Consider the following 14150-nt stretch of genomic DNA (forward strand, 5'->3'; position numbering starts at 1 on the left):
GGAGGAGGCGAGTGAATGCCTGATCAGCTGGTATGGGGAATGGAGGTGTTCCTGAACGGCCTGATGGCCGGGGTGCTTTACGCGCTCGTCGCGCTTGGCTTCGTGCTGATCTACAAGGCCAGCGGCATCTTCAACTACAGTCAGGGTGTCATGGCGCTTTTCGCGGCGCTGACGCTTGTCGGGGTCATGGAGGGGCAGGTGCCCTTCAGTCACCTGATCAATGCCGTCTTCGGCACCGAGATACACCATTTCGGCTGGCGCGTGCCGGCACTGGCGGCGATCCTGCTGACGATGGCGGTGATGATCCTGCTGGCCTGGGCGGTCAACCGGTTCATTTTCCGGCATCTCGTCAACCAGGAGCCGATCATCCTGTTCATGGCGACGATCGGTCTGGCCTATTTCCTTGAAGGGTTCGGGGACCTGATGTGGGGCAGCGACATCAAGACCCTGAACGTTGGCCTGCCGCAGGGGATCAACCCGGTGATCGACGAGGTGACCTACCGGATCTTCGGCTATGGTTTCTTCATCGACAATCTGGATCTCGTGGCGACAGGTATCGCCGCCCTGCTGGTGATCGCACTTGTGATTTTCGCGCAATATACCAAGCAGGGCCGGGCGATGCGGGCCGTGGCCGACGACCACCAGGCGGCGCTGAGCGTCGGGATCAGCCTGAATTTCATCTGGGTCATGGTCTGGTCTCTGGCCGGGTTCGTGGCGCTGGTGGCGGGCATCATGTGGGGGACGAAATCCGGGGTGCAGTTCTCGCTGTCGCTGATCGCGCTCAAGGCGCTGCCGGTGCTGATGCTGGGCGGTTTCACCTCGATCCCCGGCGCCATCGTGGGCGGGCTGATCATCGGTGTGGGCGAGAAGCTGTTCGAATTCCTGATCGGGCCGCTGGTGGGCGGCGCGACAGAGAACTGGTTTGCCTACGTGCTGGCGCTTATCTTCCTCGTCTTCCGGCCGCAGGGCCTGTTCGGCGAGAAGATCATCGAGAGGGTGTGACCGACATGAGCAAGATCATCGCCATCGCCAACGTGATCGCCTGGGGCGGGTTCTGGGCCTTCGGCTATCTCGCGCTGACGGCGGGTGTGGAAGAGACCGGCCAGATGGTGCTGGCCGCCGTGCTGGCCGCCCTTGGCGGCGGTGTCGGGATGCTCGCTTTTTTCTGGCTTGTGCGCCACTCGGAGGCCACCGGGTATGCCAGCAGGCCCAACCGCGCGGAAAAGCGCGAGGACGAGGACATGCACGGGGAGGTACGCTAGATGTTTTACCGGGAAGCGGGTGATTTCAAGACCTCCTACGCGGAGGACAGCCAGACCTTTCCGATCAAGTTCGACAGGTACCGGTACTACGCGGTGCTTCTGGTCGGGTTCGCCATCATCCCGTTCGTCATAAACGATTACTGGGTGAACGCGGTTTTCCTGCCCTTCCTGATCTACTCGATCGCGGCGATCGGGCTGAACATCCTCGTGGGGTATTGCGGGCAGGTCAGCCTTGGCACGGGCGGGTTCATGGCCGTCGGGGCCTATGCCGTCTACAAGCTGATGACCGGGTTCCCCGACATCAGCATTTTCATTCACGTCATCCTTGCCGGCGGGATCACCGCGGTGGTCTGCGTGCTTTTCGGCCTGCCCAGCCTGCGTATCAAGGGGTTCTACCTGGCGGTCGCGACACTGGCGGCGCAGTTCTTCCTCGTCTGGCTGTTCAACCGCGTGCCGTGGTTCTACAACTACTCCGCCTCGGGGCAGATCAGCGCGCCCGAGCGCACGATCCTCGGGATCCCGGTGACGGGGGCGGAAACCGCGCCGTGGGCGGCCTATCTTTTCTGCCTGGTGTTCTGCGCGGGCAGCGCGATCTTCGCGCGGAACCTGACACGCGGCATGGCCGGGCGGAAGTGGATGGCCATCCGCGACATGGACATCGCCGCGGAGATCATCGGGGTGAATCCGCTGAAGGCCAAGCTGACGGCGTTCGCCGTTTCGGGGTTCTTCGTCGGCATCGCCGGGGCGCTGTTCTTCGCCGTCTATCTTGGCGCCGTCGAGGTGGGCGAGGCGTTCGGGATCAACAAGTCGTTCCTCGTGCTGTTCATGGTGATCATTGGCGGGCTCGGCTCGATCTTCGGGAGTTTCGCCGGGGCGGCGTTCCTCGTGTTGCTGCCGGTTCTTCTGAAGAACGTTCTGGTGGGCGGGCTCGGCTGGCCCACCGATCTGGCGGCGCATCTGGAATTCATCATCGTTGGCGGGCTGATCGTCACCTTCCTGGTGGCCGAGCCGCACGGGCTGGCGCAGCTGTGGCGCGTTGCCAAGGAGAAACTGAGGCTCTGGCCCTTCCCGCACTAGGGCGGGCCCAAGGAGGTGCGGCGGGGGCGCAACCCCGCCCGGAAAGTGCATCGGAGAAACCAAGGGAGGATGTGAACCGATGAAACGGAAACTTTTTGGTGCAGCGGTGGCGGCGATCATGGCCGCCGGGCCGGCACTGGCGGAACTGGTCATCGCCGATCTGAGCTATCGGACAGGCCCCTACGCCGCGAGCGGCATCCCGTTTTCCGACGGGTACCAGGACTACTTCACGCTGTTGAACGAACGCGACGGTGGCATCGGGGGGGAGCCCGTCAGGATCGCCGAGTGCGAAACGGGATACAATACCGAGAAGGGCGTCGAGTGCTACGAGTCGACCAAGGGCACCGGCGCGCTTGTCTACCAGCCGCTGAGCACCGGTATCACTTACCAGTTGATCCCCAAGGTCACCGCGGATGAAATCCCGCTGCATTCGATGGGCTACGGGCGCACGTCCGCCGCCAACGGCAAGGTGTTCAAGTGGGTGTTCAACTATCCGGGCACGTACTGGGATGCCGCCTCGATCATGGTCAAGCACGCGCTCGAGGTCGAGGGCAGCCTCGAGGACAAGACCATCGCGCTGGTCTATCACAACTCGGCCTACGGCAAGGAGCCGATCCGCACGCTGGAGGCGCTCAGCGAGAAGCACGGATTCGACCTGACACTGCTGGCCGTCGATCATCCCGGGCAGGAGCAGAAATCCCAGTGGCTGCAAATCCGCCGCGAGCGCCCGGATTACGTGTTCATGTGGGGATGGGGCGTGATGAACCAGGTCGCGATCCAGGAGGCCGCCAACATCCGTTTCCCGATGGAGAACTTCATCGGTGTCTGGTGGTCGGGGGCGGAACCCGATGTTCTGCCCGCGGGTGAGGCCGCGCACGGCTACAAGTCGATCAACTTCACCGGGACGGGCACGGATTACCCGATCTTCGATGACATGCAGGAACATGTCGTCGATGCCGGGAAGGCCGCCGGTGACGGCACCAGCCTGGGCCAGGTCCAGTACAACCGCGGCATGTTCGCCGCGATGATGGCCGCCGAGGCGATCAAGACCGCGCAAGAGATGCACGGCGTGTCGAAGATCGACCGCGACATGATGCGCGACGGGATGGAAAACCTCGAGATCACCGCGGCGAAGCTGGAGGCGCTCGGCCTGCCGGACTTCGCGCCGACATTCGAGGTGAGCTGCGAAAACCACAGCGGCCCGGGCAAGGCGCTGGTCCAACAGTGGGACGCGGAAGCCCAGGAATGGAACGCCATCACCGATTTCATGGTGGCCGACCGGGAGCTGATCATGCCGCTTATCATGGAGGACTCCATGGCCTATGCCGAGGAGAACGACATCGAAATGCGCTGCCAGTAAGGCGGTCGGCGTGACATCGGGGCGTGGCGGCGGTGCCGCCGCGCCCGTCCCAGCCCCCCGGCTATGACGGAGACACGAGAATGCAGGACGCAGGACACGGCGAGGCGACCCTTCTGGAGGTCAACAACATCGAGGTGATCTACAATCACGTGATCCTCGTGCTGAAGGGCGTGAGCCTGAGCGTGCCCAAGGGCGGCATAACCGCGCTTCTGGGCGGGAACGGCGCGGGCAAGACCACCACGCTCAAGGCGGTGTCCAACCTTCTGAAATCCGAACGCGGCGAGGTGACCAAGGGCAATATCCGCTATCGCGGCGAGCGCGTGCAGGACCTTGTGCCGTCGGACCTGGTGAAGAAGGGCGTGATACAGGTGATGGAGGGGCGCCATTGCTTCGAGCACCTGACCGTGGAGGAGAACCTGCTGACCGGCGCGTATACACGCGGGTCGAGCCGGGGCGAGATCGAGACGGACCTGGAGCTGGTCTATACCTACTTCCCCCGGCTGAAGGAGCGGCGCCGCAGCCAGGCCGGTTATACCTCGGGCGGGGAGCAGCAGATGGTGGCCATCGGCCGCGCCCTGATGAGCCGCCCGGAAACCATCCTGCTGGACGAGCCGTCGATGGGGCTGGCCCCGCAGCTGGTGGAACAGATTTTCAACATCGTCAGGTCGCTGAACGAGGAGGAAGGGTACACGTTCCTGCTGGCCGAGCAGAACACCAACGTCGCCCTGCGTTTCGCGCATTACGGCTACATCCTTGAATCGGGGCGCGTGGTGATGGACGGCCCCGCCGCCGACCTGCGCGAGAACCCGGATGTCAAGGAATTCTACCTCGGCATGTCGGAGGAAGGGCGCAAGAGTTTCCGCGACGTGCGCAGCTATCGCCGCCGCAAGCGGTGGCTGAGCTGACCGGGGTCATGGATGTGCAAGGCGCCGCAGCGGGGCGGCCAGCGGAGGAACGGGCAATGTCAGATTTTTTCGACACTCTGGAAACGCGCAGCGCGGACTTGCGGCAGGCGGCCATCGCCCGAATGCTGCCCGAACAGATCGCGCGGGCCAAGGCGCTGGCGGGCTATGGCGGGGCGCTGGACGGGGTGGACCCAGCCGCGGTACGGGACCCGTCCGACCTGCGCCGGTTGCCGGTGCTGCGCAAATCCGACCTTGGCCGCGCGCAGGGGGATGCCGCGCCGTTCGGCGGCCTGACGACCCGGACGGCCAGCCAGTTCGCCCACGTGTTCCAGTCCCCCGGCCCGATCTACGAGCCGGGAAGCGACAGCCATGACTGGTGGCGCATGGGCCGGTTCCTGCATGCCTGCGGCGTGGGCAAGGGCGACATCGTGCAGAACTGTTTCGGCTATCACCTGACACCCGCCGGCATGATCTTCGAGAACGGCGCGCGCGCCGTCGGGGCCGCCGTGCTGCCGGCCGGCACGGGCCAGACCGAGTTGCAGGCCCGCGCGGCGCATGACGTGGGCATCACCGCTTATGCCGGGACGCCCGATTACCTGAAGGTGATCCTCGACAAGGCGGACGAGATGGGCCTGCCCACAGGAATCGGCAAGGCCGCCGTGGGGGGCGGGGCGCTATTCCCGTCGCTCAGGCAGGAATACGCGGATCGCGGCATCGCGTGCCTGCAATGCTATGCCACGGCCGATCTGGGCAATATCGCCTATGAAAGCCCGGCGCAGGACGGGTTGATCGTGGACGAGGGCGTGATCGTCGAGATCGTGACGCCCGGCACCGGCGATCCGGTGGCGCCGGGAGAGGTGGGCGAGGTGGTGGTGACCACGCTGAACCCCGACTATCCGCTGATCCGGTTCGCCACCGGCGACCTGTCGGCCCTGATGGAGGGCGCAAGCCCCTGCGGCCGCACGAATATTCGCATCAAGGGGTGGATGGGCCGCGCTGACCAGACGACCAAGATCAAGGGCATGTTCGTGCGCCCCGAGCAGGTCGCCGCCCTTGTCGCGCGGCATGACGAGATCGCCCGTGCCCGCGTCATCGCCGACCGCGAGGGCGAGATGGACGTGATGACCGTGCAGATCGAGGCGGATGGCGGGGACGCGGACAGCTATGCCGGATCGGTGGCGGATGCGCTGAAGCTCACGGGCCGGGTCGAGATCGTCGCGCGCGGCAGCCTGCCCAATGACGGCAAGGTGATCGAGGACAGGCGCAGCTATGAATGAGCCTCCGGGCGGTCATTTCTCTAGCACGTAGCTTCCGGGGGCCGGGCCGAGGGGCGGCAACCCGCGGTCCGGGGCGCCGGTCGATGGTGGCGCCACGGGGGCTGCCGACCGGGCCCTGAGCCAGTCATGCCAGTGCGGCCACCATGACCCCGGCTGCGCCGGCAGGTCATCGAGCCACGTTTCGGGTGACATGTACTGATCACCGGGGGCGCGGTGGCCCGTGCGGTAGTGCCGGTGCGGATGGCCGGGCTCGGACACGATGCCGCCGTTGTGCCCGCCGCTGGCCAGAACGAAGTGCATGTCGGTCTCGGTAAAGAGCCTCGCCTTGTAGACGGATTGCCACGGGGCGATGTGGTCCTTCTCGGTGCCGAGCACGAACATCGGCACCTTGAGGTCGCTCAGGGCGATGACTTGTCCCGCGACCGCGAAGCGCCCGGCGCTGAGCCGGTTTTCAAGGAAAAGGCCGCGCAGGTATTCCGAGTGCATCCGCGCCGGCATCCGGGTGGCGTCGGCGTTCCAGATGCTCATGTCGGTCGGCATGTCTTCGTGCCCCAGCAGGTAGCGGTGAACGGCCCGGCTCCATACCAGGTCCTCGGCGCGCAGCACCTTGAAGGCGCCCGCCATCTGGGTGCTGTCGAGATAGCCCTGTTCCCACATCATGTCCTCGAGAAAGGCGATCTGGCTTTCGTCCACGAAAAGCATCAGCTCGCCCGCCTCGGCGAAATCCGTCTGTGCCGCCAGAAGCGTCAGCGAGGCCAGCCTGTCATCCCCGTCGCGCGCCATGGTGGCCGCGGTGATGGCCGAGATCGTGCCGCCAAGGCAGTAGCCGCACAGATGCACGCGGGTGTCGGGCCGAATCCGGGTGACGGCATCGAGCGCGGCCATGACGCCGGATTTCCGGTAATCCTCGAGCGAGAGCCCGGCCTGATCCGCCGTCGGGTTGCACCACGAGATGGCGAAGACCGTGTGCCCTTGCCCCACCAGCCAATTGATCAGCGAATTCTGCGGCCTGAGATCGAGAATGTAGTATTTCATGATCCAGGCAGGGACGATCAGCACCGGTTCGGGATGCACCTGTTCGGTCTGCGGGCTGTACTGGATGACCTCGCAGATATCGTTGCGATAGATCACCTCGCCCGGCGTGCAGGCCAGATCGCGCCCGACCTGCAGCGGCGGATCCTCCGGCGCGGTGCCGAGCGTGTCCTGCGCAAGCAGCGCCGCCCCGTTCAGGAAGTTGGCGCCGCCGGTTTCCTGCGCGGCGGCGATGATCTCGGGGTTGGTGGCCGGGAAGTTCGACGGCGAAAGCGTGTCGAGCGCCTGCCGGAACATGAACCGGGTGCGGTCGCCGTGCTTTTCCTGCAACCCGCTGAGGCCGGTGGTGGCATTTTCCCACCAGTCCTGCATGGCAAGGAAATTCTGCTGCAGGATGGCGGGGACGGGCGCCTGCCACCCGTCATGGGTAAAGCGGTGGTCCTGCGGGGTGGGCCGGAAGGGCGGCTCGGGCATCGGGGTCGAGGGGATGAGGGCGGACACGCTGTAGGACCAGAGTTTCAATCCGTTTTCCGTAGCGTGGCGGGCCAGTTCCATCTGGCGGCCGGGCGCGCGTGCAAGGTGCAGGGCCCAGTCCGTCAGGGCGCTGGCCGTGGCATGGGGGGACAGCCCGCCGGTCATCTGCGCGGTGGCCGCGCGCAGCGCGCGATCGACGCTGTTGCGGCCATCCGGGCCCGCGGGGGCCGGGGAACGGGGCGTTTGCTTGTCTGGCTGTGTCGTCGTGCGATCCATTCAGTGCGGTCCTTTCGTCGGTCCGGGCGATGTGCCCGCGCGTGTATCCGATCATTCTATCATGACAGGCGGGTAACGGGCCTGTCGCCTGTTCAGAACCTGTTGGCGTCATAGGGCGCCAGATCGATGTTGGGCGGCGTCCCGTCGATGAGGCCGGCCACGATGCGCCCGGTCTTGGGCCCCGCTGTCAGGCCGACATGCTGGTGGCCGAAGGCGGCATGCACGCCCGTCTGCCCGATCTCGCCGATCAGCGGCAGGCTGTCGGGGGTGGAGGGGCGGAAGCCCATCCATTCCTCGGCGCCATCGTGGGACAGGTCGGGAAAGTACCTTTTGCTGTGCCGCCGTATCAGCGCCAGCGGCGCGCGCGACGGCCCTTTCGACAGCCCGCCCAGTTCCACGGTGCCGGCGCAGCGCAGGCCGTTGTTCATGGGGTTCACCGCGAACTTGCCGCTGGCGATCATCATCGGGTTGCGCGGCAATTGCGACGGATTGGTGAAATGCAGGTGATAGCCGCGTTCGGCCTCCAGCGGGACGCGCAGGCCCAGCTTGCGCAGCAGCGGCTTGGACCAGATGCCGGCGGCAAGCACCGCCCTGTCGCAGGGCAGGGGGCCGTGATCGGTCTCGACCGACGTGACATGCCCGTCCGACAGCGTGATGTCGCGGACCTCGGCCTGCCGGTAGGTACCGCCCTCTGCGTCGAGGACCTTCGCCAGATCGGCCATGTAGGCACCGGGATCGAGTATATGGCCGTGATCCTTCAGCAGGGCCATGCAGCCCGCGGCGGGGCCTAGGATGGGCTCGGCTTCGCGCACGGCGGGGCCTTCGAGAAGGTCGGGAACAAAGCCCATCTCGCGCTTGATGGCCCATGAATAGCTGTCCTTGTCGAAATCCTTGCGGGAGCCGTAGACATACCCGAAATCGCTGGTGGCCAGCCATTTCTCGGCCATGGTGCCGCGGACGAGCGCGCGATGCTGGTCAACGCTGTCGCCCACGATGGGCATCAGCCCGGCGACCATGCGCCGCGTGCCCGCCTCGGTCGCGTTGGCCGCGAAGCGCGCCAGCCACGGCAGCATCCGGGGCAGGTACGACCATTGCATGAACAGCGGGGAGGCCGGGTTCGCAAGGTATTTCAACGCGGTCGGGATCAGGTCGGGCGTGTTGACGGGCACGATCCCCCATTGCGCGAGCAGCCCGGCATTGCCGAAGGACGCGCCGGCGCCGGGATGGTCACGGTCCAGCAGCGTCACCGCGTGGCCGCCGCGGCGCAGCCAGATCGCGGCGGACAGGCCGCAAATGCCGGCGCCGATGACGACGATGTTGCGTGATCCGGACATCGGATGCCCCCGAATTGTGCCTAGCTGGGGCGTCACCTAACCCCGGTTCGGGGGGCGGGGCAAGCCGGCGGGAGCGAATCATGTTCATGTCACCGTGGTGATGAGGGGCGCATGGCGGTATCCCGCCGGCCGCGTACACGGACCGCTGACATCGCGGGCATCGGCCCGGAAACGGCACGGATGCTGCTGAAATTGACGGCAAGCGGGGGGATGCCGCGCGCCGCGGCATGGCGTCCGGCGGGGCGGCCTGTTTCGGCTGTAGATCCATTCAGATGCGGCGCGGCGCGCACCCTGCCGTGTCTTCCTTCCCCGCTGCCCCGTGCAGCGGGGCTTTTTTCGACTCGTGCCATGCGGCTGCCACAAGGGGCCGGTCACGGGCGCAATCGGCCCCCTGCGAGATTCATGTATGCCCGCTTTCGCGGCAGAAAGCAGAAAAATTGGGCGTCCGCAGGGACGCAAAAGACCCCGAAACAGGCGCCGAGCGGGCCGGCACGGCAGGGGTGACGCGGTGCGGAAGCCCCGCCGGCGCGGCCGGGAGCATGAAAAATGGCTTCAAGATCAGCTTTCTGGCGGGCCGCGCTCGCCGCCGGGAAGGGGCGCAGACGGCGCCCGCCAGGCCGGGGGCTTGGCCAAGGGCGCGGCTTTCCCGGAAGGCGGGAAAGGTTTGTCATGGGCCGGGGCGAACCGCTTGTATTCCGGTTGTGAACCGGTCGCCCGCGCTGCGGCGGGAACCGGTACAACACGGAGGTAATGAAACATGGAAGAACAACTTGCGGAACTCGCGGCGAAGGTCGCCGCGATGGAAACCAAGGGCAATCTGACGAACACGATGTTCGCGGAGACCTATTACTACATCACGATCCCGCTCATGGTGATCATCCATGCCGGGTTCCTGGCCTACGAGATGGGCGCCTCGCGCGCCAAGAACGCGCTGTCGTCTGGCGTGAAGAACATTCTGGCGATCGCGTTCGTGATCCCGGCCTTCTATTTCTTCGGCTGGTGGGTCTACTGGGCGTTTCCGAACGGGTTTTCCCTGTCGGCGGGCCCGAACGAGATTTCCGGCGCGGCCTATGCCAGCAGCTTTGCATGGGGCTGGGGCGAGGCCGCGTCGTTCATGGGGCCCAATATCGACGACCAAATCAGCGGCGTCTTCTGGGGGGCCTTCACGCTGTTCGCCGCGACGACGGCCTCGATCATGTCGGGGGCCGTGATCGAGCGGATCCAGACCGTCGGGTTCGTGATACTGGCGGTCATTCTGGGCGGCTTCAGCTGGACGCTGGCGGCCGCATGGGGGTGGCACGCCGATGGCTGGCTGGTCCAGCAATGGGGCGTGCATGACTTCGGCGCCGCCGGCCTGGTGCACGCGGTCGCGGCGTTCTTCGCGCTCGGGGTGCTGATCAATCTCGGGCCGCGCATCGGCAAGTTCAACGAGGACGGCACGGCCAACCATCTGGCGGGGCACAACCTGCCCTTCACCGCCACCGGGCTCATGCTGATCATCGTGGGCTTCTGGGGGTTCCTGATGGCCTGTGTCGTCGTGGGCGGCGAAGCGTGGTCGTGGGGGGGCAACTTCAGCACGATCTACGGTACGCCCACCAATCTCGGGGCGCTGGCCTTCAACATCCTGATGGCGGTCGCCGGCGGGATCATCGGTGCGTGGCTGGCCACGCGGGATCCGTTCTGGATGATGTCCGGGGCGCTTGCCGGGATCATCTCGGTCGCGTCCGGTCTGGACATCTACTGGCCCGGCCTGACCTTCATACTGGCCTTCGGCGCCGGCGTGATCCTCAAGCCCGCGGCGAACGTGCTGGAGCGCATGGGCATCGACGACGCCGTCGGCGCCGTGACGGTGCATGGCACGATCGGTGTCTACGGCATGGTGGCGCTGGGCATTTTCGCCAACGGTTACCCGGCGTTGCTGGGTGAGGACGCGCCGACCATCAGCCTGATCGGGCAGATCGTCGGGGCCATCGTTTTCGTGGTGATCGGGCTGTCGACCGGCTATGTCAGTTCGCTGGTTCTCAAGGCGCTGGGAATGCTGCGCGTGCCCGAGGCCGCCGAGAAGGCGGGTCTGGACACCGTGAAGGTGCCGGCACAGGCCTATCCCGAGGGCATCAACGCATCACCGCCGGCATCGGTTTGACACAGGAGGAAGAAAGACATGGGATTTCCGTTTGACACCCAAAGCTGGGACGCCGCGAGCGGCGCGATATTCATGGGCGCCGGCGGCGCCATGCCCGGGCTTTACACGATCATTGCTATCGGCCTGTGCATATTGGCGCTGGCCATGGGTCAGAAGACCGAGATGAGCAAGTACGACAACCACAAGTGAGCCCGCGGGCCACGAGGCCCCGCCGCGTATCGTGCGGCGGGGCGTTCGCGGTTTGCGGCGGACCGGCGGATTGCCACGCGGCTGCCGGACAGGAAGCGACACCGCATGAAAAAACCCTGCCCGGGGGCAGGGTTTTTTCGTTAGTCCGTCGTACGATCGTCCTGTCAGCCCTGGCGGGCCTTGAACCGGCGCTGTGTCTTGTTCACGACGTAGACGCGGCCTTTGCGGCGCACGACACGGCAATCGCGGTGCCGGTTCTTGAGCGAACGAAGCGAGTTCTTGACCTTCATCGGTCCTCTCCTTGTGTCGCGGCGCGGGCCAGCGCCTCGGGTTCGCGGGTGTCCGCGCAATGCGCGGACAGTGAAATGGTGGGCGATACTAGGATCGAACTAGTGACCCCTTCGATGTCAACGAAGTGCTCTACCGCTGAGCTAATCGCCCGTGTTGCCGACCCGCAGGATGCCCCAACCAAAAGGGGCGCGGTTCCCCGCGCCGGTAGCAAGGGCGTATAAAAGGAGTCGGCACGGGGATCAAGGGCTTTTCCACGGTCAATTTACGACTATGATGTCGCTCAAGGAGGAACCATGCCCGAGGCCGCCTATCATCTCGTCCATCCCGCGGCACGGACCACGTCGGTGGTCTTTGCATCGCCTCACAGCGGGCGGGATTATCCGGCGGCCTTCCTTCGGCGCAGCGTGCTCAACCATCACGAGATACGCAGTTCCGAAGACGCTTTCGTCGACCGGCTGTTCGAGGTGGCGCCGCAGGTCGGCGCGCCGTTTCTCCGGGCCGGGATGCCACGCGCCTTCGTCGATCTGAACCGCAGCGCCGAGGAACTGGACCCGGCCCTGGTCGAGGGGGTGCCGCGCGGCGGGCACAATCCGCGCGTCGCGTCCGGGCTGGGGGTGATTCCCCGGGTGGTGGCGAACGGCCGGGCGATCTATGCCGGCAAGATCGATCGTGCCGAGGCCGCGTGGCGGATCGACACCTTCTGGCGGCCCTATCACCGGGCCCTGCAACAGCAGCTTGACCATGCCGCCGGGAGGTTCGGACAGTCGATCCTGATCGATTGCCACTCGATGCCGCACGAGGCGATGGATTCGGTGGCGCGCCGCGGCGGCAAGCGCCCCGAGGTGGTGCTGGGCGACAGGTTCGGCGCTGCCGCTGCCCCCGAGATCGTTGACGGGATCGAGGCGGCGTTCGCCGATGCCGGGCTGGTCGTCACGCGCAACACGCCCTTCGCCGGCGCCTACATCACCCAGCATTACGGGCGCCCGACGCGCAACCGCCACGCGATCCAGGTCGAGATCGACCGCGCGCTTTACATGGACGAGCGGCGCATCCGGCCCGGTGCCGGTTTCGAGGCGTTCCGGACGCTCCTCGGATCGGTGATTGCCGGCATCGCCGATATCGGCCGGGTGGTCGACGGCTCGCTCGCGGCGGAATAGGCCCGCGCCGCCGCGCCGGCGGGCGGCATCACCGCAGGGACCGGCCCTTGACGATCGCCTGCTTGCCGAAGCGACGGCGGATCGTGTCCGTCGCCCGCTCGGCCTGCCACCGGCGGGTGGCGTCCGGATCCAGCAGGTCGCCCGACCGGTCGGCCTGTGCCCCCGGCACCAGGTCGCTGATCCCCACCCCGATGAGCCGGAACGGCCCCTGAAGCCGGGCCGAGTCAAGAAGCGGGCGTGCCGTGCGATAAAGCGTGTCGGCCATGTGCGAGGGGTCGCGCAGGGCGTGACGCCGCGTGAGCGTGCCATGATCCGCGCGCTTGAGCTTGAGCGTCACGACCCGGCCGGCGAGCTCCTTGGCCTTGGCGCGGTCGGCCACCTTCTCGGCCAGCCGCCAGAGATGCCCGTCGAGCAGGTCCGCGTCGCCCGTGTCCTCGGCGAAGGTGGTTTCGTTGGAAATCGACTTGACCGGCGCATCGGCCGAGACGCGCCGCGTGTCCTGCCCGCGCGCGAGGTGCCACAGCCTGTCGCCCATGGTGCCGAAGCGGGCCACGAGGTCGGTATGGTCCCAGCGCAGCAGGTCCGAGAAGCGGCGGATGCCGGCCGCCTCCAGCGCGGCGCGGCTGGACTGCCCCACGCCCCAGATCAGGCTGACCGGCCTGTCATGCAGGAACGCGGCGGTCTCGGCCCGGCCGATCACCGAGAAACCGTGCGGCTTGTCCATGTCCGAGGCCAGCTTGGCGAGAAACTTGTTGTGGCTCAGCCCGATGGAGCCGGTCAGCCCCAGCTCGTCGCGCATCCGTTTCACAAGCCCGGCCAGCATGACCGCGGGGGGCGCGCCATGCAGCCGCGTGGTGCCCGTGAGATCGAGAAACGCCTCGTCCAGCGAAAGCGGTTCCACCGCCGGGGTCAGGTCACGCATCATGTCGCGGATCCGGCGGGAAATCGCGGCATAAACCTCCATGCGGGGTTTCATCACCACCGCGTCCGGACACAGCCGCAGCGCCTTGAACATCGGCATGGCCGAATGCACGCCCCGGATGCGCGCCACGTAGCAGGCGGTGGAGACGACGCCGCGGCGTCCGCCCCCGATGATGAGCGGCCGAGCCTCCAACTCGGGGTTGTCGCGTTTCTCGACGCTCGCGTAGAAGGCGTCGCAATCCATGTGGGCGATGGACAGCGTTTCCAGCTCGTCATGCGCGACGGTGCGCGGGCTGCCGCAGGCGGGGCAGCGCGCGGGCATGTCGAACCGGGTCAGGCAGTCGCGGCAAAGGTCGAAGACCGAGATGCCATCGTCGCCCCCGCCCGCGACGACGAAGGCCCGGTTGCCGATCTCGACGGTCTCGACCGCCTGCACGTCCCCGAACCGGGTG

General features: G+C 66.4%; 13 protein-coding genes and 1 tRNA gene. 9 read left to right on the top strand and 5 right to left on the bottom strand.

From position 1 onward, the window contains the following. The first annotated feature begins 15 nt into the window (after positions 1-15). From ACH107_RS06755 to ACH107_RS06780, 6 genes are all read left to right on the top strand, one after another. The gene (locus tag ACH107_RS06755; protein ID WP_412505187.1) at positions 16-1002 is read left to right on the top strand and encodes a branched-chain amino acid ABC transporter permease; all 987 of its coding nucleotides are present in this window, start codon (positions 16-18) and stop codon (positions 1000-1002) included. Between the two features lie 5 nt (positions 1003-1007). After that, the gene (locus ACH107_RS06760) at positions 1008-1262 is read left to right on the top strand and encodes a hypothetical protein (RefSeq protein WP_412505188.1); all 255 of its coding nucleotides are present in this window, start codon (positions 1008-1010) and stop codon (positions 1260-1262) included. Beyond that, entirely contained in the window at positions 1263-2339 is a 1077-nt protein-coding gene (locus ACH107_RS06765) for a branched-chain amino acid ABC transporter permease (protein ID WP_412505189.1), read from the top strand. 79 nt (positions 2340-2418) lie between these two features. Next, positions 2419-3699: an ABC transporter substrate-binding protein gene (locus tag ACH107_RS06770; RefSeq protein ID WP_412505190.1), complete on the top strand. Its 1281-nt coding sequence runs from the start codon at positions 2419-2421 to the stop codon at positions 3697-3699. Positions 3700-3779: 80 nt separating this feature from the next. After that, positions 3780-4604, top strand: a complete 825-nt coding sequence (locus ACH107_RS06775) for an ABC transporter ATP-binding protein (protein WP_412505191.1) — start codon at positions 3780-3782, stop codon at positions 4602-4604. A 56-nt stretch (positions 4605-4660) separates the two neighbouring features. Then, the gene (locus ACH107_RS06780; RefSeq protein ID WP_412505192.1) at positions 4661-5881 is read left to right on the top strand and encodes a phenylacetate--CoA ligase family protein; all 1221 of its coding nucleotides are present in this window, start codon (positions 4661-4663) and stop codon (positions 5879-5881) included. Between the two features lie 12 nt (positions 5882-5893). Here the strand turns inward: ACH107_RS06780 and ACH107_RS06785 are convergent, their stop codons facing one another. Then, positions 5894-7663, bottom strand: coding sequence for a PHA/PHB synthase family protein (locus ACH107_RS06785; RefSeq protein WP_412505193.1), 1770 nt, complete (start codon positions 7661-7663; stop codon positions 5894-5896). Positions 7664-7755: 92 nt separating this feature from the next. After that, the gene (locus ACH107_RS06790) at positions 7756-8997 is read right to left on the bottom strand and encodes an NAD(P)/FAD-dependent oxidoreductase (protein ID WP_412505194.1); all 1242 of its coding nucleotides are present in this window, start codon (positions 8995-8997) and stop codon (positions 7756-7758) included. 757 nt (positions 8998-9754) lie between these two features. Between ACH107_RS06790 and ACH107_RS06795 the strand changes: the two genes are divergently transcribed. Continuing rightward, entirely contained in the window at positions 9755-11140 is a 1386-nt protein-coding gene (locus tag ACH107_RS06795; protein ID WP_412505195.1) for an ammonium transporter, read from the top strand. 18 nt (positions 11141-11158) lie between these two features. Next, entirely contained in the window at positions 11159-11329 is a 171-nt protein-coding gene (locus ACH107_RS06800; protein ID WP_412505196.1) for a hypothetical protein, read from the top strand. A gap of 164 nt (positions 11330-11493) precedes the next feature. Here ACH107_RS06800 and ykgO read toward each other — a convergent pair whose 3' ends face one another. Then, positions 11494-11619, bottom strand: coding sequence for a type B 50S ribosomal protein L36 (gene ykgO, locus ACH107_RS06805; RefSeq protein WP_132827779.1), 126 nt, complete (start codon positions 11617-11619; stop codon positions 11494-11496). A gap of 76 nt (positions 11620-11695) precedes the next feature. Next, positions 11696-11770: transfer RNA gene (locus tag ACH107_RS06810), tRNA-Val, on the bottom strand. A 143-nt stretch (positions 11771-11913) separates the two neighbouring features. Here ACH107_RS06810 and ACH107_RS06815 point away from each other — a divergent pair. Further along, on the top strand, positions 11914-12777 hold the full coding sequence (locus tag ACH107_RS06815) for an N-formylglutamate amidohydrolase (RefSeq protein ID WP_412505197.1): 864 nt from the start codon (positions 11914-11916) through the stop codon (positions 12775-12777). A 28-nt stretch (positions 12778-12805) separates the two neighbouring features. On the opposite strand, the gene ACH107_RS06820 is transcribed toward ACH107_RS06815, so the two are convergent. Next, complete coding sequence (locus tag ACH107_RS06820; RefSeq protein ID WP_412505200.1) at positions 12806-14020, bottom strand: DNA polymerase IV; 1215 nt, start codon at positions 14018-14020, stop codon at positions 12806-12808. Positions 14021-14150: the final 130 nt, after the last annotated feature.

It is taken from the genome of Roseovarius halophilus (ex Wu et al. 2025) (assembly GCF_047086965.1).

Coding starts and splice junctions, on each gene's coding strand:
- ACH107_RS06755 (WP_412505187.1), top strand. CDS start 16: ATGCCTGATCAGCTGGTATGGGGAATGGAGGTGTTCCTGAACGGCCTG.
- ACH107_RS06760 (WP_412505188.1), top strand. CDS start 1,008: ATGAGCAAGATCATCGCCATCGCCAACGTGATCGCCTGGGGCGGGTTC.
- ACH107_RS06765 (WP_412505189.1), top strand. CDS start 1,263: ATGTTTTACCGGGAAGCGGGTGATTTCAAGACCTCCTACGCGGAGGAC.
- ACH107_RS06770 (WP_412505190.1), top strand. CDS start 2,419: ATGAAACGGAAACTTTTTGGTGCAGCGGTGGCGGCGATCATGGCCGCC.
- ACH107_RS06775 (WP_412505191.1), top strand. CDS start 3,780: ATGCAGGACGCAGGACACGGCGAGGCGACCCTTCTGGAGGTCAACAAC.
- ACH107_RS06780 (WP_412505192.1), top strand. CDS start 4,661: ATGTCAGATTTTTTCGACACTCTGGAAACGCGCAGCGCGGACTTGCGG.
- ACH107_RS06785 (WP_412505193.1), bottom strand. CDS start 7,663: ATGGATCGCACGACGACACAGCCAGACAAGCAAACGCCCCGTTCCCCG.
- ACH107_RS06790 (WP_412505194.1), bottom strand. CDS start 8,997: ATGTCCGGATCACGCAACATCGTCGTCATCGGCGCCGGCATTTGCGGC.
- ACH107_RS06795 (WP_412505195.1), top strand. CDS start 9,755: ATGGAAGAACAACTTGCGGAACTCGCGGCGAAGGTCGCCGCGATGGAA.
- ACH107_RS06800 (WP_412505196.1), top strand. CDS start 11,159: ATGGGATTTCCGTTTGACACCCAAAGCTGGGACGCCGCGAGCGGCGCG.
- ykgO (WP_132827779.1), bottom strand. CDS start 11,619: ATGAAGGTCAAGAACTCGCTTCGTTCGCTCAAGAACCGGCACCGCGAT.
- ACH107_RS06815 (WP_412505197.1), top strand. CDS start 11,914: ATGCCCGAGGCCGCCTATCATCTCGTCCATCCCGCGGCACGGACCACG.
- ACH107_RS06820 (WP_412505200.1), bottom strand. CDS start 14,020: ATGCCCGCGCGCTGCCCCGCCTGCGGCAGCCCGCGCACCGTCGCGCAT.